The sequence below is a fragment of the Streptomyces sp. CC208A genome, from assembly GCF_030010625.1.
In the GTDB taxonomy this organism is placed as follows: domain Bacteria; phylum Actinomycetota; class Actinomycetes; order Streptomycetales; family Streptomycetaceae; genus Streptomyces.
Genome location: NZ_JASCXN010000007.1, coordinates 24962 through 50903, shown reverse-complemented (window position 1 = coordinate 50903; position 25942 = coordinate 24962). Strand labels below are relative to the sequence as shown.

22 protein-coding genes and 5 tRNA genes are annotated in these 25942 nt (G+C 74.1%); 20 read left to right on the top strand and 7 right to left on the bottom strand.

What is annotated here, in order from left to right:
- The first annotated feature begins 207 nt into the window (after positions 1–207).
- The 14 genes from QK442_RS10615 to QK442_RS10550 all read left to right on the top strand — a co-directional run bounded on the left by QK442_RS10615 (position 208) and on the right by QK442_RS10550 (position 18303).
- Entirely contained in the window at positions 208–1278 is a 1071-nt protein-coding gene (locus tag QK442_RS10615) for an ATP-binding cassette domain-containing protein (RefSeq protein ID WP_282693626.1), read from the top strand.
- Positions 1275–1943: a methionine ABC transporter permease gene (locus QK442_RS10610; RefSeq protein ID WP_282693625.1), complete on the top strand. Its 669-nt coding sequence runs from the start codon at positions 1275–1277 to the stop codon at positions 1941–1943. Before QK442_RS10615 ends, QK442_RS10610 begins: the two co-directional genes overlap by 4 nt.
- Positions 1944–2033: 90 nt before the next feature.
- Complete coding sequence (locus QK442_RS10605) at positions 2034–2888, top strand: MetQ/NlpA family ABC transporter substrate-binding protein (protein WP_282693624.1); 855 nt, start codon at positions 2034–2036, stop codon at positions 2886–2888.
- 228 nt (positions 2889–3116) lie between these two features.
- Positions 3117–3752 (top strand): GNAT family N-acetyltransferase, encoded by a 636-nt coding sequence (locus tag QK442_RS10600; RefSeq protein WP_282693623.1) that lies wholly within the window; start codon positions 3117–3119, stop codon positions 3750–3752.
- Between the two features lie 101 nt (positions 3753–3853).
- Positions 3854–5074 (top strand): precorrin-6y C5,15-methyltransferase (decarboxylating) subunit CbiE, encoded by a 1221-nt coding sequence (gene cbiE, locus QK442_RS10595; protein ID WP_282693622.1) that lies wholly within the window; start codon positions 3854–3856, stop codon positions 5072–5074.
- Between the two features lie 313 nt (positions 5075–5387).
- On the top strand, positions 5388–8894 hold the full coding sequence (gene cobT, locus QK442_RS10590; protein ID WP_282693621.1) for a nicotinate-nucleotide--dimethylbenzimidazole phosphoribosyltransferase: 3507 nt from the start codon (positions 5388–5390) through the stop codon (positions 8892–8894).
- 210 nt (positions 8895–9104) lie between these two features.
- Positions 9105–10337: a uroporphyrinogen-III C-methyltransferase gene (gene cobA, locus QK442_RS10585; protein WP_282693620.1), complete on the top strand. Its 1233-nt coding sequence runs from the start codon at positions 9105–9107 to the stop codon at positions 10335–10337.
- An 87-nt stretch (positions 10338–10424) separates the two neighbouring features.
- A complete protein-coding gene (locus QK442_RS10580) occupies positions 10425–11261 on the top strand; it encodes an RNA methyltransferase (RefSeq protein ID WP_282693619.1) in 837 nt (278 codons plus the stop codon).
- Between the two features lie 93 nt (positions 11262–11354).
- On the top strand, positions 11355–11555 hold the full coding sequence (locus tag QK442_RS10575; RefSeq protein WP_282693618.1) for a DUF2997 domain-containing protein: 201 nt from the start codon (positions 11355–11357) through the stop codon (positions 11553–11555).
- Positions 11546–12142: a 4Fe-4S single cluster domain-containing protein gene (locus tag QK442_RS10570; protein WP_282693617.1), complete on the top strand. Its 597-nt coding sequence runs from the start codon at positions 11546–11548 to the stop codon at positions 12140–12142. Before QK442_RS10575 ends, QK442_RS10570 begins: the two co-directional genes overlap by 10 nt.
- Positions 12139–13680, top strand: coding sequence for an AAA family ATPase (locus QK442_RS10565; protein ID WP_282693616.1), 1542 nt, complete (start codon positions 12139–12141; stop codon positions 13678–13680). The genes QK442_RS10570 and QK442_RS10565 overlap by 4 nt, the downstream gene beginning before the upstream one ends.
- A 210-nt stretch (positions 13681–13890) precedes the next feature.
- Complete coding sequence (locus QK442_RS10560; protein WP_282693615.1) at positions 13891–16218, top strand: hypothetical protein; 2328 nt, start codon at positions 13891–13893, stop codon at positions 16216–16218.
- Between the two features lie 41 nt (positions 16219–16259).
- A complete protein-coding gene (locus QK442_RS10555; protein WP_282693614.1) occupies positions 16260–17873 on the top strand; it encodes an Hsp70 family protein in 1614 nt (537 codons plus the stop codon).
- Between the two features lie 19 nt (positions 17874–17892).
- Complete coding sequence (locus tag QK442_RS10550) at positions 17893–18303, top strand: DUF1257 domain-containing protein (RefSeq protein ID WP_282693613.1); 411 nt, start codon at positions 17893–17895, stop codon at positions 18301–18303.
- A gap of 26 nt (positions 18304–18329) precedes the next feature.
- Here QK442_RS10550 and QK442_RS10545 read toward each other — a convergent pair whose 3' ends face one another.
- Entirely contained in the window at positions 18330–19502 is a 1173-nt protein-coding gene (locus QK442_RS10545) for a serine/threonine-protein kinase (protein ID WP_282693612.1), read from the bottom strand.
- Positions 19503–20016: 514 nt separating this feature from the next.
- Here QK442_RS10545 and QK442_RS10540 point away from each other — a divergent pair.
- The 3 genes from QK442_RS10540 (at position 20017) to QK442_RS10530 (ending at position 21666) form a co-directional block, all read left to right on the top strand.
- Positions 20017–20184: a hypothetical protein gene (locus tag QK442_RS10540; protein WP_282693611.1), complete on the top strand. Its 168-nt coding sequence runs from the start codon at positions 20017–20019 to the stop codon at positions 20182–20184.
- A gap of 152 nt (positions 20185–20336) precedes the next feature.
- Positions 20337–21326 carry a phosphotransferase gene (locus QK442_RS10535; protein WP_282693610.1) on the top strand — a complete coding sequence of 330 codons (990 nt, stop codon included), beginning with the start codon at positions 20337–20339 and terminating at the stop codon, positions 21324–21326.
- Between the two features lie 46 nt (positions 21327–21372).
- The gene (locus QK442_RS10530; protein WP_282693609.1) at positions 21373–21666 is read left to right on the top strand and encodes a zf-TFIIB domain-containing protein; all 294 of its coding nucleotides are present in this window, start codon (positions 21373–21375) and stop codon (positions 21664–21666) included.
- A 114-nt stretch (positions 21667–21780) separates the two neighbouring features.
- Here the strand turns inward: QK442_RS10530 and QK442_RS10525 are convergent.
- The 5 genes from QK442_RS10525 to QK442_RS10505 all read right to left on the bottom strand — a co-directional run bounded on the left by QK442_RS10525 (position 21781) and on the right by QK442_RS10505 (position 22259).
- Positions 21781–21855, bottom strand: a tRNA-Val gene (locus QK442_RS10525).
- A gap of 39 nt (positions 21856–21894) precedes the next feature.
- Positions 21895–21966 (bottom strand) — tRNA-Val (locus QK442_RS10520).
- A 34-nt stretch (positions 21967–22000) separates the two neighbouring features.
- A tRNA-Val gene (locus QK442_RS10515) sits at positions 22001–22072 on the bottom strand.
- A 1-nt stretch (position 22073) separates the two neighbouring features.
- A tRNA-Cys gene (locus QK442_RS10510) sits at positions 22074–22147 on the bottom strand.
- Between the two features lie 39 nt (positions 22148–22186).
- A tRNA-Gly gene (locus QK442_RS10505) sits at positions 22187–22259 on the bottom strand.
- A gap of 278 nt (positions 22260–22537) precedes the next feature.
- Here QK442_RS10505 and QK442_RS10500 point away from each other — a divergent pair.
- The 3 genes from QK442_RS10500 to QK442_RS10490 are packed head-to-tail and all read left to right on the top strand — an operon-like array spanning position 22538 to position 25329.
- Entirely contained in the window at positions 22538–23620 is a 1083-nt protein-coding gene (locus tag QK442_RS10500) for a chorismate-binding protein (RefSeq protein ID WP_282693608.1), read from the top strand.
- Positions 23617–24447, top strand: coding sequence for an aminodeoxychorismate lyase (locus QK442_RS10495; RefSeq protein ID WP_282693607.1), 831 nt, complete (start codon positions 23617–23619; stop codon positions 24445–24447). Before QK442_RS10500 ends, QK442_RS10495 begins: the two co-directional genes overlap by 4 nt.
- A 42-nt stretch (positions 24448–24489) precedes the next feature.
- Complete coding sequence (locus tag QK442_RS10490) at positions 24490–25329, top strand: GNAT family N-acetyltransferase (protein WP_282693606.1); 840 nt, start codon at positions 24490–24492, stop codon at positions 25327–25329.
- A gap of 23 nt (positions 25330–25352) precedes the next feature.
- On the opposite strand, the gene QK442_RS10485 is transcribed toward QK442_RS10490, so the two are convergent.
- Positions 25353–25868: a DsbA family protein gene (locus QK442_RS10485; RefSeq protein WP_282693605.1), complete on the bottom strand. Its 516-nt coding sequence runs from the start codon at positions 25866–25868 to the stop codon at positions 25353–25355.
- Between the last annotated feature and the right edge of the window lie 74 nt (positions 25869–25942).

Genomic DNA, 25942 nt, shown 5'->3' with positions numbered 1-25942 from the left:
GAGGGCCCCCGCCTGAGTCTTGCGCCCCGAAGCGAGACCACGACGGCCGAGCCGATCCGCCGCCCACCGGCGCCGGACCGCGCCCGCCCCGCGCACACCGCCTCCCGGACTCCCGGAACGGCCCCCGTGCGCCTGACTGTCCGAATGACGAATGCCCCGTGCACGGCGGACCCACGCGTCGCGCACTCGACAGTGACGGAAACCCCTGTGATCACCACTTCGGGCCTGACCAAGGTCTACGAGTCACGCGGCCGCCAGGTCACCGCCCTGGACGGCGTCGACCTCCACGTCCGCGAGGGCGAGGTCTTCGGCGTGATCGGCCAGAGCGGCGCCGGCAAGTCCTCCCTCATCCGCTGCGTCAACCTCCTGGAGCGCCCCACCTCCGGCACCGTGACCGTCGACGGCGTCGACCTCACCGCCCTCGCCGGCAAGGGCCGCCGCGCCGGGAAGGACCTGCGCCGGGCGCGCAGCCGCATCGGCATGGTCTTCCAGCACTTCAACCTGCTGTCCTCCCGCACCGTCAAGGACAACGTCGAACTCCCGCTGGAGATCCTCGGCGTGCCGGGCGCCGAGCGCTCCCGCCGCGCCCTCGAACTCCTCGACCTCGTCGGCCTCGCCGACAAGGCCAAGAACTACCCCGGCCAGCTCTCCGGCGGCCAGAAGCAGCGCGTCGGCATCGCCCGCGCCCTCGCCGGCGAACCCAAGGTCCTCCTCTCCGACGAGGCCACCAGCGCCCTCGACCCGGAGACCACCCGCTCGATCCTCCAGCTCCTGCGCGACCTCAACCGGCAGCTCGGCCTCACCGTCCTGCTCATCACGCACGAGATGGACGTCGTCAAGACGGTCTGCGACTCCGCCGCCCTCATGCAGAAGGGCCGGATCGTCGAGTCCGGCACCGTGAGCGAACTCCTCGCCACCCCCGGCTCCCGGCTGGCGGCCGAGCTGTTCCCGGTCAGCGGCCGCTCCACCGGCCCCGACCGCACCGTCGTCGACGTCACCTTCCACGGCGAGGCCGCCACCCAGCCGGTCATCTCGCAGCTCTCCCGCAGGTACAACATCGACATCTCCATCCTCGGAGCCGCGATGGACACCGTCGGCGGGAAGCAGATCGGCCGCATGCGGATCGAACTGCCCGGACGGTACGAGGAGAACGTCGTCCCCGTCGGCTTCCTGCGCGAACAGGGCCTCCAGGTCGAACACGTCGAGGACCCGCAGGACGAGGGCGCCCCCACGGTGCCCGCACAGACGCCCGTGCTCGCGAAGGAGAGTGCCAAGTGACCTGGGAAGAGATGCGCCCCCTGCTCGAACAGGGCACGGTCGACACCCTCTACATGGTCCTGTGGGCCACCGTCGTCACCATCGTCGGCGGCCTCCCGCTCGGCATCCTCCTCGTCCTCACCGACAAGGGCGGCCTGCTCCAGAACCGGCCCGTGAACAAGGTCGTCGGTGCGATCGTGAACATCGGCCGTTCGCTGCCGTTCATCATCCTGCTGATCGCCCTGATTCCGTTCACGACCTTCGTCGTCGGCACCTTCATCGGCCCGACCGCGATGATCGTGCCGCTCGCCGTCGGCGCCATCCCCTTCTTCGCGCGCCTCGTCGAGACCGCGATCCGCGAGGTCGACCACGGCCTCGTCGAAGCCGTCCAGTCCATGGGCGGCTCCATCCCCACCATCGTCCGCAAGGTGCTGCTCCCGCAGGCCCTGCCCTCGCTGGTCGCCGCCGTCACCACCACCGTCATCGTGCTCATCGGCTACTCGGCGATGGCCGGCGCGGTCGGCGGCGAAGGTCTCGGCTCCAAAGCCGTCACCTACGGCTACCAGCGCTTCGACACCACCTTCATGCTCGTCACCGTCGTCGTCCTGGTCGCGATCGTCACGATCGTCCAGCTCGTCGGCGACGGCGTCGTACGGCTCCTCGCCCGTCGGGGCCGCACCGCCTGACGGCACCTCAGGACTTCTTCGTACTCCGAAGAAAAGAGCCCGGACTCGTTGTCCAGGCGACCACCGCTCCACAAGAAAGAGGCACTCTTCGTGCGTAAGAACATCAAGCTCACCGCGGGCTTCGCGTCCCTCACCGCCCTCGCCCTCGGTCTCACCGCCTGCGGCACCTCCTCGGACCCGGCCTCCGCCAAGGACGGCGCGGACTCCGCCGACAAGGCCCTCGTCGTCGCCGCGTCCCCGACGCCGCACGCCGACATCCTCGACTTCGTCAAGGACAACCTGGCCGCCAAGGAAGGCCTGAAGCTGGAGGTGAAGGAGTTCACCGACTACGTCCTGCCGAACACCGCCACCCAGTCCGGCCAGGTCGACGCCAACTTCTTCCAGCACAAGCCGTACCTCGACGACTTCAACCAGAAGAACAAGACCACCATCGTCCCCGTGGTCGACGTCCACCTGGAGCCGCTCGGCCTCTACTCCAAGAGCCTGAAGTCGCTGAAGGACATCAAGGCCGGCCAGACCGTCGCCGTCCCCAACGACACCACCAACGAGGGCCGCGCGCTCCACCTCCTCGCCGACAACGGCCTCATCACCCTCAAGGACGGCGTCGGCACCGACGCCAAGCTCTCCGACATCACCGACAAGAAGGGTCTGGAGTTCAAGGAGCTGGAGGCCGCCACCGTGCCCCGCGCCCTGAACGACGTCGACGCCGCCGTCATCAACGGCAACTACGCCATCGAGGCCAAGCTCTCCCCGGCGGCGGACGCCCTGGCCCTGGAGAAGGCCGAGGGCAACCCGTACGCCAACTTCCTCGCCGTCAAGGAGGGCAACGAGAAGGACGCCCGCGTGCAGAAGCTCGCCAGGCTCCTCAACTCGCCCGAGGTGAAGAAGTACATCGAGGACACCTACAAGGGCTCCGTCATTCCCGCCTTCGGCGCCGCCAAGTAAGGCGCCGAGCAAGACGCCGAGTCGGCACACCGCGTCAGGACGCCGGGCGAGCCGCCAAATGAGGCCACCGGTAAAGTCCTTGAGCGGAAGGCCCCGCCCGCCCCGTCCGGCGCGCGGGGCCTTCCGCGCGTCACCCCCCTGCCCGACCCGGCCATGCGCACCGCGCGTCCCATGCTGCATGCTGTGCGTTCACGGTCTCAACGGACGGTCTTCGGTACGGAGCTGCGCATGACTACCACCTTTCCGGACATCTCCATCAGCACGGACCGGCTGGTGCTGCGCCCGTACGAAGAGGCCGACATCCCCGCCTTCGTCGAGATGATGAACGACGAACTCGTCACCGCCTGGACCTCCGTCCCCCACCCGTACACCCGTGCCCACGCCGAGGACTGGGTGCGCAGGATCGCTCCTGCGGAACGGACCGAGGGCCGCGGCATCGTCTTCGCCGTCACCGAGTTCCTCACCCAGCGGCTCGTCGGCACCGTCCACCTCCACACCACCGACTGGCGCCTCCGCGCCACCGAGGCCGCGTACGTCACCGCCCCCTGGGCCCGCGGCGAGGGCTACGCCACCGAATCCGTCCTCGCCGTCGCCCAGTGGCTCTTCCGCGACCGCGGCTTCGAACGCCTCCAACTCCGCACCGCCGCCGACAACACCGCCTCCCAGCAGGTCGCCCAGAAGATCGGCTGCATCAGCGAGGGCGTCCTGCGGAACGCCTGGATAGCGCGCAGCCTCACCGAGAGCGGCGAGTGGACCGAGATCCGCACCGACCTCATCGTCTGGAGCCTCCTCCCCGAGGACCTCGACGGCGTCGCCGACCAGATGGCCGACGCCGGCTACTCCTCCTACGCCGACTGGAGCTGACGGAGGCCGGGCGAGGCCGGGTGGCGAACCGGTCCCGAAGCCCGGTTGCGGGTACGCTCGACCAGCCCCGACCTGCGACGACACCACAGGAGACAGACGCGATGGCCGACCGGGTCACGGTGATCGGCTGGGACGGCTCGCCCCTCACCGCGGCGGCCCGCTCCGCGCTCTCGGCCGCCACCCTGGTCGCCGGCGCCGCCCACCACCTGGCGCTCCCCGAAGTACCCCCCGGCGCCGAGCGCGTACGCCTCGGCAGCCTCGGCCTCGCCGCCCGCCGGATCGCCGCCCACCGCGGCACCGCCGTCGTCCTCGCCGACGGAGACCCCGGCTTCTTCGGCGTCGTCCGCACCCTGCGCGCCCCCGAACACGGCCTGGAGGTCGAGGTCGTCCCCGCCGTCTCCTCGGTCGCCGCCGCCTTCGCCCGCGCCGGCATGCCCTGGGACGACGCCCGCGTCGTCGTCGCCCACGCCCGCACCCTCCGCCGCGCCGTCAACGTCTGCCGCGCCCACCCCAAGGTCGCCGTCCTCACCTCCCCGGGCGCGGGCCCCGCCGAACTCGCCCTCCTCCTCGAAGGCGTCCACCGCACCTTCGTCGTCTGCGAGGAACTCGGCACCGTCCGCGAACAGGTCTCCGTCCTCACCTCCGACAAGGCCGCCGACCACACCTGGCGGGACCCCAACGTGGTCCTCGTCATCGGCGGCCCCGGCGGCACCGGGACCTCCGCCGCCCCCTGGCTGATGGGCGGCGAACCGGCCGGCGGGACCGAACGGGGCTGGGCGGAACCCGAGGAGTACGGCTCCGAAGGTCGTCCCGGCATCGGTCAGGACCCCACGCTGCGCGCCGTCCAGCTCGCCCGCCTCGGCCCCCGCACCGGCGACCTCGTCTGGGACGTCGGCAGCGCCGACGGCACCTTCGCCGTCGAGGCCGCCCGCTTCGGCGCCGCCGTCATCGCCGTCGACGCCGACCCGGCCGCCCGCGCCCGCACCGAGGCCGCCGCCCGCCGCCACGGCGTCCTCCTCCAGACCGTCACCGGCCGCGCCCCGCACGTCCTGGAGAGCCTCCCCGAACCCGATGTCGTACGGGTCGGGGCCGGCGGCGTCCCCGTCGTCACCGCCTGCGCCGACCGCCGCCCCGAACGGATCACCACCCACGCCACCACCCGCGACGAGGCCGAGGCGATCGGCTCCGCCCTCGCCTCCGGCGGCTACACCGTGGAGACGCGGCTCCTCCAGACCGTCGGCCTCGACCCCGCCGACTGGAGCGAGCGCGAACGCTCCGTCGTCTTCCTCCTCACCGGCCGCAGGACCACCGGCGCCCCGTGAACCTCCCGCCCACCGGGGCAGGTAGGCTGGCCGATTGTTGTACCGCACGGGGACGTTCGGCGTGTTGTTCGTCAATGTCCCGAAACGGCGACCGTCCTGACCCGTTCTCGGCGGTCACCGGCGTACGGGACACCGGGGGGACCGCGCGACGTGGCGCAGTCCACAGCGCACCGTGGCGGAACCGCCTGCCACGATGGGCGAGGGCCGCGACAATGCTTGGGTGTCGACGTGCCTCCGTGCCGCGCGGCGCACGCGCTCGTTCTCGTTGACGGGCGCAGCTCTGAACGAACACAACGATGGGCGAGGGGTACGCATGACGGACACCGGCCAGGTCCCGGGCGAGGGGCTGCCGGAGAACGCAGGCATGGTGGAGCAGCCGGGCATCCCCGCACCGGGCGCGTACACCTTCCTGGACCCCTCCGGCACCACCCCCGGGCAGCTCCCCGAGGACGACGACATGCTCCTGATGCCGGGCGCCCAGGGCGCCTGGAGCGAGCAGCCCCCCGGCGCCGTACCGGCCCCGCCGATCGCCGTCCCCGCCCCGCCGCCCGTGGTCCCGCCGCAGGGCGCCCCCGAGGGCGCCGCCCAGGACCCCGGCGCGGTGCCGCAGGCCGCCGCCCCGATGGGCGACCCGCTCACCGACCCGCTGCCGGACCCGCTCACCGGGCCCATGCCGGACCCCCTCACCGGCCCGCTGCCGGACGGCCCCGTCCTCGCCGACCAGCTCACCGCCCCGGCCCAGGGCACCCCGCCGCACGGCGTCCCCGCGGCCGGCGCCACCCCGCCGCAGGGCGTGCCGCTCGCGCCGCAGCCCCCGGTCGGCACCCCCGCGCACGGTGTCCCCGTCGTCCCGGAGCCCGTCGCCACCGCCCACGGCTACGAGCCGGGCATCCTCGACACCGGCGCCCACGAGGCCGCCGGCCGCGACTCCGGCTCCGTCGACCTCGGCGGCGTCCGCATGCCGCAGGCCGCGCCCGCCGCCCCGGCGCGCCGCCCGCTCCACATGGGCCCGCCGGTCCCCGAGACCGCCACCGGCGGCGTCGTGCGCTCCCTCGCCGACCGTGGTCCGGCCGCGCCGGTGCCCGCCCCGCAGCCGGTCCCGGCGCCCGCCCCCGAGCCCCTGGTGGCCACCGCCCCCGCGCCCGTTCCCGTACGGACCCCGGGACCGCCCACCACCGGGCCCGAGTACTTCGAGATCGCGCAGGACCAGCAGACGGCCCCGCAGGGCGCCGAGCCCTGGACCGCGCAGCCGCAGGAACCCCCGGCGCCCGCCGAGGCCCCGGCAGAAACGGTCGTCCCGCAGAGCACCGGCTTCGTGCCGGTCGAGGGCTCCCTCCCGACCGCCGGACAGCCCGCCCCGACGCCGACCCCGGCGGCCGGGACCCCGGTCGCTGAGCCCGAGCCCGAGCCCGTGGCCGAAGCCGACGCGGCCGTGGCGCCCGAGAGCGTCGAGCCCGCCGCGCCGGTCGCGCCCGAGGCCGCTGAGCCGGTCGTGGCCGAGGCCGTCGAGCCCCCGGCCCCCGAGACCGCCGTCCCCGCCCCGCGCGAGAGCGAGCCCACCGCCGAGCCGGAGCCGGAGGCCGTGGTCGAGGCCGTGGCGCCGGAGGCCGTCGTGCCCGCCGAGGCGCCCGCGCCCGTGACGGAGCAGCCCGCCGAGGCTCTTGAGGCGCAGGCCCCCGAGGCGCAGCCTCAGGAGCCGGTCGCCGAGGCCGTGGAGGCAGCCGCGCCCGCCGACGTACCGGCGGAGACCGCGGCGACCACGGAGAACGCGCCCGACGCCCCGGCGGCGGAAGCCCCGCAGCCCGAGGCCGCCCCCGAGCCCCCGGCCGCCGAAGCCGTGCCCGAGGCCCCCGCCGCCGAGCAGCCCGCCGAGCCGGTCCGGGCCGAGGAGCCCGTGGCCCCCGAGGAGCCCGTGGCCGACGCCCCGGCTGCTGCGGAGGAGCCCGCCGCGCCCGCGCCCGCCGAGCCGTTCGCCGACGCCTCCGCCGAGGTGCCCGCGGAGGCCCCCGTCATGGCCGTCGCCGAGGAGATCCCGGTCGTCGCCGAGGACGCCCCGCAGCCGGAGGCGCCCGCCGAGGCCGAGGCCCGCCCCGCCGCGCCCGGCTACGACGACGCCGAGCGCGAGGCCGTGCTCCGCGTGATGCGCGAGCGCCGCGACATCCGCAACGGCTTCCGCCCCGACCCCATCCCGCACGAGGTGCTGCTCCGCGTCCTGGAGGCCGCCCACACGGCCCCCAGCGTCGGCCACTCGCAGCCCTGGGACTTCGTCGTCATCCGGTCCGCCGAGACCCGGCAGACCATGCACGAGCTGGCCCAGCGGCAGCGCGAGGCGTACGCCAAGTCGCTGCCGAAGGCCCGCGCGAAGCAGTTCAAGGAACTGAAGATCGAGGCCATCCTCGACACCCCGGTCAACATCGTGGTGACCGCCGACCCGACCCGGGGCGGCCGGCACACCCTCGGCCGCTACACGCAGCCGCAGATGGCCCCGTACTCCTCGGCCCTCGCCGTCGAGAACCTGTGGCTCGCCGCCCGCGCCGAGGGCCTCGGCGTCGGCTGGGTCAGCTTCTTCGACGAGCGCGAGATGGTCCGCGTCCTCGGCCTGCCCGAGCACCTGGAGGTCGTCGCGTACCTCTGCGTCGGCTACGTCGACGAGTTCCCGGACGAGCCCGAGCTGATGCAGGCGGGCTGGTCCAAGCGCCGCCCGCTCGCCTGGGTCGTCCACGAGGAGACGTACGGCCGCCGCGCCCTGCCCGGCGAGGAGCCGCACGACCTGCTCCAGGAGACCGTCGCCGCCATCCGCCCGCTCGACGCCAAGGCGCTCGGCGAGGCGTGGGAGCGGCAGAAGCGGATGACCAAGCCGGCCGGCGCGCTCGGCATGCTGGAGATCATCTCCGCGCAGCTCTGCGGCCTCTCCCGGGCCTGCCCGCCGCCGATCCCCGAGCCCGCCGCCGTCGCGATCTTCGCCGGCGACCACGGCGTGCACGCCCAGGGCGTCACCCCCTGGCCGCAGGAGGTCACCGGCCAGATGGTCGCCAACTTCCTCGGCGGGGGAGCGGTCTGCAACGCCTTCGCCAACCAGGTCGGCGCCGAGGTCTGCGTCGTCGACGTGGGCGTCGCCACCGAGCTGCCCGCCACCCCCGGCCTGCTGCCCCGCAAGGTCCGCGCCGGTTCGGGCGACTTCACCACCGGCCTCGCGATGACCCGCGAGGAGACCGTCGCCGCGATCGAGGTCGGCATTGAGACCGCCCGCGACCTGGTCGCGGCCGGCAACAAGGCGCTCCTCACCGGCGAGATGGGCATCGCGAACACCACCGCGTCCGCCGCCCTCATCTCCGTCTTCACCGGCGCCGACCCGGCCGAGGTCACCGGCCGCGGCACGGGCATCAACGACGAGACCCACGCCCGCAAGGTGGACGTGGTCCGCCGCGCCCTCGACCTGCACAAGCCGGACCCGGCCGACCCGATCGGCGTCCTGTCGCAGATCGGCGGCCTGGAGCACGCGGCCCTCGTCGGCTTCATCCTGGGCGCCGCCTCGCTGCGTACCCCGGTGATCCTCGACGGCGTCTCCACCGGCGCGGCCGCCCTGGTCGCCCGCGCCATCGCCCCCGAGTCGCTGGCCGCCTGCATCGCGGGCCACCGCAGCGCCGAGCCCGGCCACGTCGCCGCGCTCAACAAGCTGGGCCTGCGCCCCCTGGTCGACCTGGACCTCCGCCTCGGCGAGGGCACCGGCGCCCTGCTGGCCCTCCCGCTGGTGCAGAGCGCGGCCCGCGCGATGCACGAGGTAGCGACCTTCGACTCCGCGGGCGTCACCGAGAAGTAGCCCGTACGGCCCCGGCGCCGCCGCCCCCGAGGGAGGCGGCACCGGGGCCGCGCCATGCCCGCCCTCCCCCGGACCTGCCCCGAGGGACAAGGGTCACAGGGTGCCCACGCCGCGTCACCGATATCGTGGTCACAAGGCGATCGCCCACCCCACCAGCCGCTTCACCGCCGCAGCGGCCCCGCAAGCCCCCGTCCGAGGAGCCGCCCGCACATGGCCCAGCACGCCGAGCACCCCGCCTACCCCGTCGGCCTCCGCCTCGCCGGCCGGCGCGTCGTCGTCCTCGGCGGCGGCACGGTCGCCCAGCGCCGCCTGCCCGCCCTCATCGCCGCCGGCGCCGACGTCACCCTGATCTCCCCCTCCGCCACCCCCTCCGTGGAGGCCATGGCCGAGACCGGCGAGCTCACCTGGGTCCGCCGCCGGTACGAGGACGGCGACCTGGCCGACGCCTGGTACGCGCTCGTCGCCACCACCGACCCGGCCGCCAACGCCGCCGCCTCCGCCGAGGCCGAGCGCGCCCGCGTCTGGTGCGTCCGCTCCGACGACGCCGAGGCCGCCACCGCCTGGACCCCGGCCACCGGCCGCGGCGACGGCGTCACCGTCGCCGTCCTCACCGGCCACGACCCGCGCCGCTCGGCCGCCGTCCGCGACGCGATCCTGGACGGCCTGCGCGACGGCTCCCTCGCCGCGCCCGCCCAGCGCGCCCGCACCCCCTTCGTCGCCCTCGTCGGCGGCGGACCCGGCGACCCCGACCTCATCACCGTCCGCGGCCGCAGGCTGCTCGCCGAGGCCGACGTCGTCATCGCCGACCGGCTCGGCCCCCGCGACCTCCTGGACGAACTGCCGCCGCACGTCGAGGTCATCGACGCGGCGAAGATCCCGTACGGCCGCTTCATGGCCCAGGAGGCCATCAACAACGCGCTGATCGAGCACGCCAAGGCCGGGAAGTCCGTCGTCCGCCTCAAGGGCGGCGACCCCTTCGTCTTCGGCCGGGGCATGGAGGAGGCGCAGGCGCTCGCCGCCGAGGGCATCGCCTGCACCGTCGTGCCCGGTATCTCCAGCTCCATCTCGGTGCCCGGCGCCGCCGGCATCCCGGTCACCCACCGGGGCGTCGCCCACGAGTTCACCGTCGTCAGCGGCCACGTCGCCCCCGACGACCCGCGCTCGCTCGTCGACTGGGCCTCGCTCGCCAAGCTGACCGGCACCCTGGTGATCCTCATGGGCGTCGACAAGATAGGAAAGATCGCCGAGGCGCTGATCGCCCACGGCAAGGCCCCCGACACCCCCCTCGCGCTCGTCCAGGAGGGCACCACCGCCGCCCAGCGCCGGGTGGACGCCACCCTCGCCACCGTCGCCGACGTGGTGAAGGAGCGGGAGGTCCGCCCGCCGGCCGTCATCGTGATCGGACCGGTGGTCGCGGAAGGCCCGGACAAGCTCACCCGCTGAGGCCCGACACCCACCCGCCGGGGGAGGGGCGGCACCCGCCCGCCCCCCGGCATTGGCACCACTCCCCGGACAAGGCAGTATCACCCCGTGGCCGAACTCATCACGATCACCGACCCCGACGACCCCCGCCTCCACGACTACACCGGCCTGACCGACGTCGAGCTGCGCCGTCGGCGCGAACCCGCCGAGGGGCTGTTCATCGCGGAGGGCGAGAAGGTCATCCGCCGTGCCAGGCAGGCCGGTTACGAGATGCGGTCGATGCTGCTCTCCGCCAAGTGGGTCGACGTCATGCGCGACGTCATCGACGAGGTTCCCGCCCCGGTGTACGCGGTCCAGCCCGACCTCGCCGAACGCGTCACCGGCTACCACGTGCACCGCGGCGCCCTCGCCTCCATGCAGCGCAAGCCGCTCCCGGCCGCCGGTGAACTCCTCGCCGGCACCGGCGAGGAGCCGCCCACGGGTTCCGGCAGGCGCGTCGCCCTCTTCGAGGACATCGTCGACCACGCGAACCTGGGGGCCGCCTTCCGCAACGCGGCCGCCCTGGGCGTGGACGCCGTCTTCCTCACCCCCCGCTGCGCCGACCCCCTCTACCGGCGGTCCGTGAAGGTGTCGATGGGCGCGGTCTTCCACGTCCCCTGGACCCGGCTGACCTCCTGGCCCGCGGACATCGAGCTGTTCCGCGAGCAGGGCTTCGTGACGGCCGCCCTGTGCCTCTCGGAGAAGTCGATCACGATCGACGAACTGGCCGCCCTCCGGCACGAGAAGCTGGCCCTGATGCTCGGCACCGAAGGCGAGGGACTGTCGGTCGAGGCCCTGCGCGCCGCCGACGAATGGGTCCGGATCCCCATGGCCGCGGGGGTGGACTCCCTCAACGTGGCCGCCGCCTCCGCCGTGGCCTTCTACGCCACCCGCCCATCTGCCTGATTCCACAGCGTTTCTGACACGCCGTGAGAGGGATGGACTATATTTCTCTCACTTGACCGGGGGGTCGGGCAGAGGCGGATCTAGGGGGGGATCGTGGCCGATGAGTTCCTCGAAGTGACGGTCCGGCCGGACGGCCGGGTCGAGATGCACGTCCGGGGCGCGGAGGGCATGGCCTGCCTGGAGCGGACCCAGGCGCTGGTCGACCGGCTCGGCGGCGACGTGGAGTCCCGGGAACTCACGGCCGAGGCCTACGTGGAGACCGGCGAAGAACAGCACGACCAGCTGTGGCACTAGCGGACGGCCCCGCGGGCACCGCCCCGCTCTGGCGGGTTCACTCGACGCTGGCGCGGAGCGCCGCGAACGGACCCGGCCTGCGGTTCGTGGTGTGGAGCCAGGGCTGCTCCCTCGCCTGCGCCGGCTGCTTCAACCCGGAGACGCACGACCCGCGCGCGGCGCCTGCCCGGCGGGTGGAGGACCTGGTCGACGAGGCGGCGGGCACCGACGGCGTCGAGGGGGTGACCCTCACCGGCGGGGAGCCGCTGGAACAGCCCGGTGCCGTAGCCGCGTTCTGCCGCGCCATCCGGCGGAGGACACGGCTCGGGATCATCGTCCTCACCGGCTTCACCCGCGCCGAGGTGGAGAGCCACCCCCTGCGCACCGCGGCCGTCGCGGACGTCGACCTGCTCGTGGCGGGACGCTACAACGCGCGGCTCCGGCTGGGGGCCGGGCTGCGCGGTTCGGCGAACAAGGAGTACTGGGCCCGGACCGGCCGGTACACGCCCGAGGACCTCCTCGGCGTGCCGGAGGCCGAGCTGGTGATCGGCGCCGACGGCTCGATCACCCTGACGGGAATGCACGGCTGGGAGGGCGGTCCACGGTGACCATCGAGAACGAGATCGGTCTCTACCTGCGGGCCCGCGTGCCGCTGCTGGTGCTGGTGACCGTGGAGGAGCAGCGTGCCCTCGACGTCCTGGAGCGGGTCCGTACGGCGCGGGACGCCTCCGGCGACCTGGTCAGCTGGGACATCGCGGGCGAGTTCCGCTCCGCGGCCAAGCGCGCCATGCCCCAGGCGCCCGTTCCGGAGAAGGCGCTGGAGAAGATCGCCGAGATGGTGAAGGCCGCCCCGAAACGGCGTGACCTCTACGTCCTCAAGGACTTCCACGAGTTCTGGTCGAAGAGCCCGGTCGTCCGGCGCAAGCTCCGCAACCTCGCCCACGACCTGGTGTACACGGGCTCGTCGCTCGTGGTGACCACCCCCGTACGGGACGTCCCCCGCGAACTCAACGACGACGCCGTGGTCCTGGACCTGCCGCTGCCGGACGCGGAGGCCCTGCGGGCCGAACTGGACCGGATGATCACCTCGACCAGCGGCGTACGCAGCGAACTGACCCCGCAGGGCATGTCCCGGCTCGCCCAGGCGGCCCTGGGCCTCACCTCGACGCAGGCGCGGCGGGCCTTCGCCAAGGCGATCGTGCGCGACCAGGTGCTGGACGAGAAGGACATCGGCGCGGTCCTCGCCGAGAAGAAGGCGGTCATCCGCGCGTCGCAGGCCCTCGAGTTCACCGCACCGGAGGAGACCCCGGACGACATCGGCGGTCTGGACGCCCTCAAGCGGTGGCTCACGCTGCGCGAGCGGGCCTTCGGCGACGAGGCGGCGGCCTACGGACTGCCCGCCCCGAAGGGCCTGGCCCTGATCGGCATCCCCGGGACCGGCAAGAGCCTGACCGCCAAGATGATCAGTGGCATGTGGCGGCTGCCGCTGCTGCGGCTCGACGTCGGCGCGGTGTTCGGCTCCCTCGTGGGCGAGTCGGAGGAACGCATCCGGCAGGCGCTGAACCTCGCCGAGACCGTGGCGCCGTGCGTGCTGTGGGTCGACGAGCTGGAGAAGTCGCTCGCCGCCGGCGGCAGCAGCGACTCGGGGACCTCGCAGCGCGTGCTCGGCACCCTGCTCACCTGGATGCAGGAGAAGACCAAACCGGTCTTCGTCGTCGCCACGGCGAACGACGTGAGCACCCTGCCCCCGGAGATGCTGCGCCGAGGCCGCTTCGACGAGGTCTTCTTCCTCGACCTGCCCACGGAGGCCGAGCGCCGGGAGATCCTCACCGTCCACCTCCGCAAACGCCGCCGGGACCCCGCCCGGTTCGACGTCGTGCGGCTGGCGCGGCTCTCGGACGGCTGTGTGGGCGCCGAGCTGGAACAGGTGGTCGTCGACGCGATGTACCGGGCGTTCGCCGAGGAGCGGGACATCACCACCGACGACATCGCCGAGGCGATCGGGCGGCTGGTGCCGCTCAGCCGTTCGCAGCGGGAGGCCATCGAGAACCTGCGGGTGTGGCTGAGCGAGGGCCGCGCCCAGTCGGCCTCGTTCGCCGAGGCGGGACGCGCCGCCGAGGCGCAGGTCCGGCTGGAACTGGCCTAGGCCGTGACTTCGGGAGCAGAGTCTTCGGGAACGGGCCCTTCAAGAACCGGCTCTTCGGGATCAGGTCGCACCGGTGAGCGGCGGGCCGAACGATGGCTGGACGTCTCCGCCCGGCCGGGCGGAGACGCGTGGCGGCGGTGGCGGGCACAGCGGGCCTGGCACCGGCTGACCACGGCCGCCGAGCGGGACGACCGGCACGCTCTGGCGCTGTTGTGCCGGACGGCACGGGACCGGGAGCACCCACGGCACGAGGACGCCGGCCGCCTGATCGCCGACCGGTGGGCCGAGTCCCGCGCCCCGGAGCTCCGCCACGTGGTGCTGGAGTCCGGTGCGCTGGCCTCGGGCGGGCGCGCCCTGCTGTGGACGGCGGCCCTGCACGGCCGGCTGTCCGAGCTCTGGCCCCCGGAGCAGGCGGCGGAGGCCGAGGCGCTCCTCGGCGACCCCGACCCCGCGATCCGCGGCGCCGCGGAGGAGACCTGCGCGACGGCGGAAGGACCGCTGCTGGAGGCGCTGTGGCGTACCGTCGTGCCCTCCGTGGTGCGGGAGCCCGAGTCCTTCCGGGCCGTCTCCTCCGCCATGCGCTCCTCGCCCCTCGCGCCTCCCCTGTTGCGGAACCCGAAGGCTCCGCCCGCTCCCGCCCTCGACCAGCTGTGGGGGGCCTGGCTGCGGTCGGCCGACGAGCGGCTCCTGACGGCCCTGTCGGCCTGGGGGCGCCCGGCCCGCAAGGAACCCGAGCGCGCGCGGAGCCTCATCGTCGTCGAACCGGATCCCCGGCGGCTGGCCGCGGACCCGTCCTCCCGCGCGGTGCTGTTCCGTGCCGCCACCCACACCGGCCATCCCCTGGGCGAGCTGGCCCGCCGGGCGATCCTGGCGGCGCTCACCCCGCACCTGGTGGAAGCCCTCTGCGACGCCGCCCTCGCCGACCGCGCCCTGGTCGCGTTCTGCGCCGAGCGGCGCCTCGCGCCCAGGGACCCCGTCCGGCGGGTGCTGTTCTTCCTGCTGACCGAACAGCTCGACCAGTACCGGGGCATGGACCCGGACGGCCGCCTGCTCGAACTGGCCTACGCCTCGGCCGACCAGGAGACCCGAAGCCGGCTGCAGAAGGCCATGCGCGCCGCCGGTGGCCTGGACCTGGCCCGCGTCCTTGTGGGCACCGACCGCCGCACCCGCATCCCGGAGATGACGGAGGCCGAACTCTCCTACCTGGCCGGGCAGCTCGCGGAACGCCGTGAGTGGCCGCGGCTGTGGGCTCTGGTACAGGACGTGGCGCTGACCGCCGGCCTCGGCTTCATGCGCCTCTTCGACGGCTGGGCGCCACGGGACGAGGACGGCCGACGGGTCTTCGAGCTGCTGCGCCGGGCGGATCCGGCAGGCGTACGGGTCGCGGCCGCCGGCCTCCGGGACACCTGGCCCCTCATGCGGAGGCAGAGCCGCATCCGGTTCGACGGCCGGGTCAACTCGGTCTCCTTCGCCCCCGACGCCCCGCTCCTGGCCGTCGCCGGAACCAGACAGGTCGCCGGCGTCATCGACCTGACCCAAGGCCGGCTGGCCGAGCGCTACGACGCCTTCAACTCCTCGGTGGGGCACGTCCTGCACACCGGCAAGGGCTCCTTCGTCGCCGCCGAACGCAGCAACACCCACCTGGCGCCCCACCGGACGGTGCGCTGCTCCCGCGGAAGCACCGAACTCCTGCACCAGGAGGAAGGACCGGTCACCTCCCTCGCCCTGCGCGGAACGGACGGCGCCTTCGCGGCCGGCACCCGCCGGGGCGCCCTTCTCCTGGGAGCGCCCGACGGGGAGATCGAGCGGGTACCGGTGGAGAAGCTGGGCCTGGACCCGAAGCGGGACTGGCCCCGCGCCCTCACCGCCCACCTCGCCTCGGGCCGCCTGGCGGTCCTCGCCCGAGAACTGGTCCTCACGGACGCGACGGCCGGAAAGGTGCTGGCCCGCGGGGAGAACGGGACGATCACCGGCCGCGCCGTCTTCACCGGACAGGACACCCTGGTCGTGGCCAGCAAGGGCGGCACCGTACAACTGGTACGCCGCCACGGGGACGCCCTCGTCCCCGGCCCCCACAACGCGGCCCGGCTCTTCGGACTCGAAGCGCTGCCCGCCCGGAACGAGGTCCTCGTCGTCGAACGCACCGGCCGGAGGGTCATCCTCGACGCGGACGACCTCGAACTGCGGTGGGAGTCCGACACCTGGGAACAGGCCGCGGCACAGCGGCTGAAGGCCACCAGCGCCCACCTCTCCCCCCGGGGCGAGTTCCTCGCCGTCGGCTACGACGAGGGCCACACCGACCTCTACGACCTGCGCGCCTGGAACCTGCCCGCCCTGATCGACCGCCCCCTGGTGTCCTGCGTCCCCGCCGATCTGGGCGTCGTGGCCGCCGCCCGCTCCTCCGGCGGCGAACTGGAGCAGGCCGCCCGCACGTTCCTGGACCTGATGCACGGCCTGCTGGAGTACCGCTTCCGCTTCGACATCGAGATCGGCGATGTGGGCACCCTGACCGCGGGCGAGTACGACATCAGCCTGTGAGACCGGCAGCCACGAGACCGGCGTGAGGAGCCATCCGACCCATGACAACCCGTATCGGCATCGACTTCGGCACGGCCAACACGGTGGTCGCCCGCTGGGACCACGCCCTGGACCGCGGCGAACCCATCCCGCTGGAGGGCCTCGACCTGCTGCGCGACGGCAGCGGCGGCGTCCACCAGCGCGTCATTCCGTCCCTGATCGCCTTCACGGCCGACGGAGAACGCCGCTGGACCGGCGCAGGCGTCACCCAGAACCCGGCCCTCCTCGACGACCCCCGGGTCGCGGTCTTCCAGTCCACCAAGAGCAGCGTCACAGGACAGGCCGTCGACGTCCCCCGGACGGTGGGCGCGCGGAAGCTCAGCAACCGGGAGGCGGCCACCCAGTTCCTGAGCGACGTCATGGCCGCCGCGAGCCTCGCCGTCGGCGAGGGCGACCTGGAGATCGTCGCGACCGCCCCCGTCGAGGCCTTCGACACCTACCGGGACTGGCTGGTGCGCGAGGTCAGCGAGACCGCCGGCCTCAGCCGGCTGCGCGTGGTCGACGAGGCCACCGCCGCCGCCGTCGGCTACAGCGCCCGCCTCCGCCCCGGCGACGCCTTCATGGTCTTCGACTTCGGCGCCGGCACCCTCGACATCTCCGTGGTGCGCGTGCAGGAACCCGACGCCTCCGGCGGGGCCGGCGTCCGGGCCATCGCCAAGGCCGGCGCCGACCTCGGCGGCAACCACATCGACGCACTCGTCGCCGAGCACGTCGCCGACCTCACCGGTGTGCCGCTCGGCGACACGGCCACGTACAACCGGGTCTTCCGGCAGCTCCTCCGCTCCTCCGAAGCCGCCAAGACCACCCTCACCCACGCCACCACGGCCACGGTCGAGGCCGAGGACCCGCTGAGCGGGGAGCGGTACCGCGCCGAGCTCTCCCGGGACGACTTCGTGGCCCTGCTCCGGGAGAAGGACGTCCTGGGCCGCGTGGGCAGGGCCCTGCGCAAGACCCTGGACAGCGCCGCCGCGCTCGGCTACCCCGCCGAGAAGATCGCCCAGGTGTTCCTGGTCGGCGGATCCAGCCTGATCCCGGCCGTCCAGGACGTGCTGCGCTTCCAGTTCCCCCCGGACGTCCTCCGCCTCGAACGCCCGCTGGAGGCCGTGGCCGCCGGCGCGGCGGGCATCGCCGGCGGCTACGAGCTCCACGACCACATCCAGCACGACTACGCCATCCGCCACGTCAACCGCGACACCGGAGGGTACGAGTTCGAGACGCTCGTCCGCGCCGGCAGCGAGTACCCCACCCCCGAGCCGGTCCGCACGCTCACCGTCAAGGCCGTCCGGGACGGTCAGCGCAACCTGGGCCTCGCCGTCTACGAACTCGCCCACGCCACCTACCGCGACGCCGGCGCGGACCTGGAGATCGTCTTCGACGCCGACGGCGGCGCCCGCACCATGGCCGTCACCGCACAGCACCGCCAGGAGCAGTCCCAGCTGTGGCTGAACGAGGACAACCCGACCTTCCTCGAAGCGGACCCGCCCGCCACCGCGGGCACCGACCGGTTCCGCGTCGAGTTCCGCATCGACGCCCACAAGCGCCTGACCGCTTCGGCCTTCGACCTGGAACGCCGTGTCTGGGTCCTGGACCGGCAGCCCATCGTCCGGCTTTCCTGACACGGCAGCGAGGAGTCCCATGTCCCACTACACCCGGGTCCGCACCACCCTGCGCGACCGGAAGACACTGGTACGGGCCCTGCGGAAGCTCGGCTTCGCACACGTCGAGAGCCACGACGCACCCCAGCCCCTCTACGGCTACCAGGGCGACCGGCGCAGCCAGACCGCCGAAGTGATCATCCGCCGGAAGCACGTGGGCTCCGCCAGCAACGACATCGGCTTCGCCCTCACCCCCGACGGCAGCTTCCAGGCCGTCGTCAGCGAGTACGACCGCCGCCGGTACGGCGCGGCATGGCTGCGCAGGCTGACGAGCGCGTACGGGCACGAGACGGCCCTGTCCTTCGCGGAGGAGAACGGCTACGACGTCGTCACCGAGGAGACCGACAAGGACGGCACGGTACGCCTCACCCTGCGCCGCTCGACCCTGTAGCGCGGCCCTACGCCGTGCGGCCGGGATCAGCCCTGGAGAGCCTGGGCGGCGGCGATGCCGAGCGCCACCACCAGCGTCACCACCACGAAGACGACGAGCCGCTGGCGCAGCAGCCGCGGATTGGCCGGACGGCGGCCGGTGGACGTCGACCGAGCCCCCGGCCGGGTCCCGGGCCGCGCCTGCGGAACGCGGGAACCGCCGGTACGGGGACCGGGCGCCGAGGGCCGCGATGACGGCGCGGGACCACGCTCCCTGCCCGCCGCGCGCTCCGGCTCCCGGCCCCGCGTGTCCCGCTCCGTGTACCGCTCGGTCGGCCGCAGCGTGCCGCGCTCCTCGGTCCGCTCGCGCGGGGCCGGCGGCCGGGCGGCCGGCAGCCCCTGCGCCTCGCGGGCCGCGATCTCCTTGAGCCGCATCGACAGCTGGAGCGTGCTGGGCCGGTCCTCCGGGTCCTTCGCCAGACAGGCCCGGATCAGCGGCGCGAGCGCGTCCGGCACCCCCTGGAGCTGCGCCTCCTCGTGCACCACGCGGTACAGCATGACCTCGGAACTGCCGTGCCCGAAGGGGGAGTCGCCCATCGAGGCGTACGCGAGGGTGGCGCCGAGCGAGAAGACGTCGGTCGCCGGGGTGACGGCCGCGCCCCGCACCTGCTCGGGCGCGAGGAAGCCGGGGGAGCCGACCGCGGTGCCGACGTGGGTGAGGGTGCTGGCCCCGGTGGCCCAGGCGATCCCGAAGTCGATGATCCGGGGGCCCTTGGGGGAGAGCAGGATGTTCGACGGCTTCAGGTCCCGGTGCACGACCCCGGCCTCGTGGACGGCGACCAGCCCCTCCGACAGCGCGGCACCGATCGAGGCCACGTCGGCGGCCCGCAGCGGGCCCTCCTCGGCGACCCGGTCGTGCAGCGACGGGCCGGGCACGTACTGGGTGGCGAACCAGGGCCGTTCGGCGTCGAGGTCGGCGGCGACCAGCCGGGCGGTGCAGCCGCCCCGGATCCGCCGGGCCGCCGACACCTCACGGGCGAACCGCGACCGGAACTCCTGGTCCTCGGCCAGATCCGGCCGGATCACCTTCAGCGCCACCCGCTGACCGCGCCGGTCGGAGCCGAGGTACACGACCCCCATCCCTCCGGCGCCCAGCCTGCGGTGGAGCCGGAACGCCCCGACGACCCGCGGATCCTCGCGCCGGAGCCGCATCATCGCCATGTCCGTCCCCTCGTCCGTTCGACGGGGCACAGCTTACGTAGTGCCGCCCCCGGGCGCTCATAGGCCGCGCCCTCCCGCCGGCATCGATTGTCAGTGCTGAGGGGTACCGCCGCCCCGCACGGCCCCGCAGGCCCCGCCAACGCCCGCCCCCGGCAGTCCACTTGACCTCCCCGCCCGGACAACTCCCCCCGCTCCGGGGCCGTCCCGCCTCCCCGTCCGGTCCCGTTCCCCGTCGTACGTGACCCATGTCACCCCTGCCTCCGTCCCGGGGGCGCGGGGGCGCGTCCCCTCCGGGAAGACCCCCATGCGCGCGCCCCCGTCTCCACCCAGGGGAGTACTCGCGGAGGACCGGTGTCATCCTCCCGTAGGCCCGGAAGCCGGTACGCGGGCATGACGCCCCGGCCCTCCCGGCTCCCTACTGTTGAGGTCATGCGGTGGGCGCGGCTCTCGTCCCCCGAGGAACACGCGCCCGCCGCACCGGGAACCAGAAAGACAGAAACGACAGGAGAGGACCATGGCCCACACGGCACACCGGCCGACCCCCCGCCCCGCGGGACGCCGTCACCCCCTGGTGGCCACCGCCATGGTCCTTCCTCTCGCGGCCCTGCTCGTCGTCGTCTTCGGCGGCTGGGAGGCAGTGGTCACACAGGCGTCGTCCGTGGGCGTGGTGCTGGGGCGCTGAGCGGCGCCCCGGGCCCGGGAGAGCGGCCCGGGCCGGGACATCGGCCGACAGCCCCGTGGGGACGGGGGTGCGGCGGACGACAGCGCGGGGGCCGGTCGGCCGGGGAGCCGACCGGCCCCTTCGCGTACCTCCCTGCCGCGTAGGCTCACCGGATGGACCTCGCGGAGACCGCACCCCAGGACCCGGCGCCGCCGCCCGGCGACGTGCTCGGGACGCTCGCTCTGATCGCCCGCCGGGCCGTGCACGGCGAGGAGGCCTGCCGGTGCGACCCCGGGGCGGTCGGGGTCCTGGCGGACCGGGAGGACGGGACCGTCGTCCGGCACGGCGGGCTCGTCGCCAAGGCGCACACCCCCGGCACCGACGACGCCCCGCACACGGCCCGCCTCGCGCTCGCCCGCCACCCGGACCTCGGCGGCATCCTCCTCCCGCCGGTCCCCGGGCCCCGCCCGGAGCGCGTGTCCGGTCGCCCTGTGACGGTCTGGCCGTACGGGCCTCCGGTCGACCCGGAGGACCCCGCCGCCGCCCCCTGGGAGGAGGCGGCCCGGCTCCTCGCCCTGCTCCACCGCACTCCGCCGCCGACGGACCCCGCCGCCCCCCTGCCCGCGATGCGCGCGCCCGAGAAGGCGGCCCTGGCGGTCGGGCGGATGCTCCGCGCCGCACCGGACCACCCGGCCGCCCCGACCGTCCTCGCCGCCTGGCGGACCGTTACCGAAGCGGAGACCGGGGGCACGCGCGCGTACCTCTGCCACGGCGACTTCCATCTCGGGCAGCTCGTCCGGGACTTCCGCGGCGACTGGCGGCTCATCGACGTCGACGACGCCGGACTCGGCGACCCCGCCTGGGACCTGGCCAGGCCCGCCGCCTGGTTCGCCGCGGGGCTGCTCCCGGCGGAGGTGTGGTCGCGGTTCCTCGGCGCGTACGAGGCGGCGGGCGGCCCGGCGACCGGGACGGCGACGGGGGCGGACCCGTGGGCGCGGCTCGATCTGCCCGCCCGGGCCCTGACCGTGCAGACCGCCGCCCTGGCGCTCGCCAAGTCCACGGCGGAGCGGCGGGCCCTCGACGAGGTCGAGGGCGTGATGATCGACACCTGCGCCCGGATCGCGGGGGCCCGAACCGTCCCGCCCTCCACCGCGTCCCCCTAAGGTGAAGCCACCATTCGAACGGCAACGGCAGGGAGTTGAGCCGAGCATGCAGTGTCCCAAGTGCCATGCGGCGATGCACACGTACAACCGCAACGGCGTCCAGATCGAACAGTGCAGCGGCTGCCGCGGGATCTTCCTGGACTACGGCGAGCTGGAGGCCCTGACCCGCCTGGAGTCCCAGTGGACCCAGCAGGCCCCGCCCGCCCCGCCGGCCGCCTACCCGGCCCAGCCCGCCCCCGCCGCGCCCGCCTGGGGCGCCCCGCACGGCGGCCACCACCACGGCGGCCACCACGGTCACTACCGCAAGGGCGGCTTCGGCCGGATGCTCTTCTCCTCCTGAGCCCTTCCGCCGGCCCGGGCCCGTCGCGTACGGGCCCGGGCCGACGGCCGCCGTCACGCGCGCGGCGCACGACGAAGCCCCCGGCCGCGAGCTGCGGCCGGGGGCTTCATGATCTGGTGCGCGATACTGGGATTGAACCAGTGACCTCTTCCGTGTCAGGGAAGCGCTCTCCCGCTGAGCTAATCGCGCGGGACACACCCGGAGGCGTGGTTACTGCCTGGTACTGCGTGCGCGATACTGGGATTGAACCAGTGACCTCTTCCGTGTCAGGGAAGCGCTCTCCCGCTGAGCTAATCGCGCGGGGGATCCGAAGATCCAGGACCCGAGGGTCCAGTGGACGATACTGGGATTGAACCAGTGACCTCTTCCGTGTCAGGGAAGCGCTCTCCCGCTGAGCTAATCGTCCTTGGAGGTGGAGACGGGATTTGAACCCGTGTAGACGGCTTTGCAGGCCGTTGCCTCGCCTCTCGGCCACTCCACCAGGAGTGTCACAGGGGGTTCGGGAAGATCCCCCCACTCGAGCGGACGACGAGATTCGAACTCGCGACCCTCACCTTGGCAAGGTGATGCTCTACCAACTGAGCCACGTCCGCTTGTCGTTTCCGTTTCGCTTCCGCGTCCCGGCGACGTGTTGAACTTTAGCGGATTCCTCGCCCAGTACAAAAACGCGTTTCCGCAGCTTGCCGAGGTGCGGCCCGAGCACGGCACCGGAACGGCCGCCGGAGCGGCGTCACGGGCGGGACCGGAGGGGCGCCCGGGACACCCCGGCGAGGGCTTCCGCGCCGGTCACCCGCCGTGTCCCCCGGGCCGCCGCCCGTGCCGGGCGCCGCGAGCCCGGCGTGGTCCGGAGGGCGCGGCCTAGACTCGATCCGTGTACGACCTTGCTCCCCTGGCCCGCTTCGGCGGCCTCGTCGCGACCGATCTCCGGGACGTCACCCACGACCCCGGGGCACTGGACTCCGCCGGCTTCTGGGCCGTCTGCGCCGACTTCGAGGGCCGGCTCACCTGCGCCCGCTTCGGAGACGTCCGCAGGGCACCGGTGCCCGCCGCCGTACCCGGCGCGTGGCGCGGCCCCCGCCCCGGCGACTGGACGTCGTCGCTCGACCGCGCCGCGTACACCGCGGGCGTACGGAAGGTGCGCGAGCACATCGCGCGCGGCGAGGTCTACCAGGCGAACCTCTGCCGGGTGATGAGCGCGCCGCTGCCCGATCCGGCCGGCGCCGACGTCGACGCCCTCACCGCCCTCCTCGCGGCCGGCAACCCCGCCCCGTACGCCGGGACCATCCGGCTGCCCGCGCACGGCGTGGAGCTCGCCACCGCCTCGCCCGAGCTGTACCTCAGGCGCGAGGGCGGCCGGGTCTCCTCCGGCCCCATCAAGGGCACCGGCCGGACCGCCGACGACCTGCTGCCCAAGGACCACGCCGAGAACGTCATGATCGTGGACCTGGTCCGCAACGACCTCGGCCGTGTCTGCGAGACCGGCTCCGTCGCCGTCCCCGCCCTCTGCGAGATCGAGGAGCACCCCGGCCTGGTCCACCTCGTCTCCACCGTCAGCGGGGTGCTGCGCGAGGACGCCGGCTGGCCCGAGCTGCTCGCCGCCACCTTCCCGCCGGGCTCCGTCACCGGCGCTCCCAAGTCCAGCGCCCTGCGGATCATCGAGGCCCTGGAGACCGCGCCCCGGGGCCCGTACTGCGGCGGCGTCGGCTGGGTGGACGCCGACAGCGGCCACGGCGAGCTGGCCGTCGGCATCCGCACCTTCTGGATCGACCGCCCCCAGGGCGTCCTGCGCTTCGGCACCGGCGCCGGGATCACCTGGGGCTCCGACCCCGAGCGGGAATGGGCCGAGACCGAGCTGAAGGCCGCCCGCCTCGTCGCGATAGCGTCGGGCGCCCACACGTCAGGCGCTCCGGCAGCGGACGTCCCCGAAGCGAGCGGAAAGGCCATCTCCCGATGAAACTCTGGGTCAACGGCGGGCTGCACGACGAGGAGGCCGCCCGGGTCTCCGTCCTGGACCACGGACTGACCGTCGGCGACGGCGTCTTCGAGACGGTCAAGGCCGAGCGCGGCGAAACGTTCGCCCTCACCCTCCACCTGGAGCGGCTGGCCCGGTCCGCCCGCGGCCTCGGCCTGCCCGACCCCGACCTCGACGAGGTCCGCCGGGCCTGCGCCGCCGTCCTGGCGGCCAACCCGATGGAGCTCGGCCGGCTCCGCATCACCTACACCGGCGGGCTCTCCCCGCTCGGCTCGGAGCGCGGCGACACCGGACCCGGCCTCGTCGTCGCCGTCGGCGCGACCTCCCGCCGCCCCGACACCACCGCCGTGATCACCGTCCCCTGGACCCGCAACGAGCGCGGCGCCCTCACGGGCCTGAAGACCACTTCGTACGCGGAGAACGTCGTCGCCCTCGCCCGCGCGCGTGAGCGGGGGGCGTCCGAGGCGCTCTTCGCCAACACCGTGGGACAGCTCTGCGAGGGCACCGGCTCCAACGTCTTCGTCGTCCTCGACGGCCGGATCCACACTCCGCCCGTCTCCTCCGGCTGCCTCGCCGGCATCACGCGCGCGCTGGCCGTCGAATGGACCGGCGCCGCCGAGACCGACCTGCCGCTGGAGGTCCTGGAGAGCGCCGAGGAGATCTTCCTGACCTCGACCCTCCGCGACGTCCAGGCCGTCCACCGCGTGGACGGCCGGGAACTCGCCGGCGCCCCCGGCCCGGTGACCGCCAAGGCCATGCGGATCTTCGAGGAGCGGGCCGCCGCGGACCGGGACCCGAAGCTCGGGTAAATCCGGATGACGGGGGCCTCCCCGATGGGTAGAACACCCCTGATGACCACCACCCTGCGGCCGTCCGAGCCGCTCCAGCGCTCCGCCGACGGCGGCCGTTCACGCACCTACGACATCTGTGTGAACAGCCGCCGGGTCGGCTCCGTCCGCCTCGCCACCGATCCGCAGTTCGGAGCCGTGGTGGGACTGATCGAACGCCTGTGGGTCGACGAGCCGGACCGCGGCCGGGGGCGGGGGACGGTGGCGGCGCTCGCCGCCGAGGAGGTGCTGCGCGGCTGGGGTTGCTCGGACGTCCGGATATCCGTCCCCGCCGAGGCGACGGCCGCCCTCGGCCTGGCCCGTGCCCTCGGCTACACCGAGCGCAGTCGGAACATGCTGAAGGAGCTCGCGGCGCAGACGCCCGCGCTGCCGCCCGGCATCGCGGTGCGGTCGATGACCGAGGAGGAGTTCACGGCCTGGGAGGTCCGGGCCAGGGAGGCCTTCGCGCAGGACTGGATCGACCGGGGCGTCCCCGAGGCGCAGGCCCGCGCCAAGGCGGAGGCGAGCCATCGAGAACTGCTGCCCCGGGGGCTCGCCGGCCCCGGCACGGCGATCCACGTCGCCCTCGTCGGCGGAGAGGTCGTCGGCCACGTCTGGACCGCGGTGCGGGAGCTGGAGCCCGGCGTGAGCGCCGGATACGTCTACGACATCGAGGTCGGCGCGGAGCGGCGCGGCCAGGGGTACGGCCGGGCGCTGATGCTGCTCGCCGAACGCGTGACGCGGGAGGCCGGGGAGACCCTGCTCGGACTGCACGTCTTCACGGGCAACACCCCGGCGATCCGCCTGTACGAGTCGCTCGGCTACCGGACCACGTACGTCAACAGTGCCAAGCGGCTGCTCTGAGCCCCCGCGCCCCGGCGCGGGACTCAGTCGGCCAGCAGGCGGTCGGCGATCTCCTCGATCCTGGCCCGCAGGCCCTCCTGGCTCTTGCCGCCGTCGAGGCGCTCCCCGCCGATGACGTACGTCGGGGTGCCGGTGACCTTGAGGGCCTGGCCCTCGGCCTGGTCGGCGTCGACCGCGAGCAGGTGCCGGCCGTCGACGAGGGCCGTGTCGAACTCCTCGGCGTCCAGACCGAGCCCGGCCGCCACCTCCAGGAGCACCGGCTCGCCCCGGTCGGCCAGGTCGGCCGTCCGCGCGAGCAGCGCCTCCGCGTACGCCCAGCCCTTGCCCTGCGCGAAGGCCTCCTCGGCGGCCTGGGCGGCGGCGTAGGCGTGCTTGTTCTTGGGCAGCGGGAAGTGGCGCAGCTGTACGTCGAGCCGGTCGCCGTACTTCCCGCGCAGGGTGTGGACGTCGTCGAGGGCCTGGAAGCAGTCCGGGCACTGGAGGTCGAACCACGCCTCCAGGACGACGGGAGAGGCGGGGGCGGTGGTGGAGTCAGTCATGAGCGGCAGTCTTCCAGCCGGGCCGCCCGGGCCCCAATCCACATCTCCCCGGCACCTCACCGGGACCTGAGGAG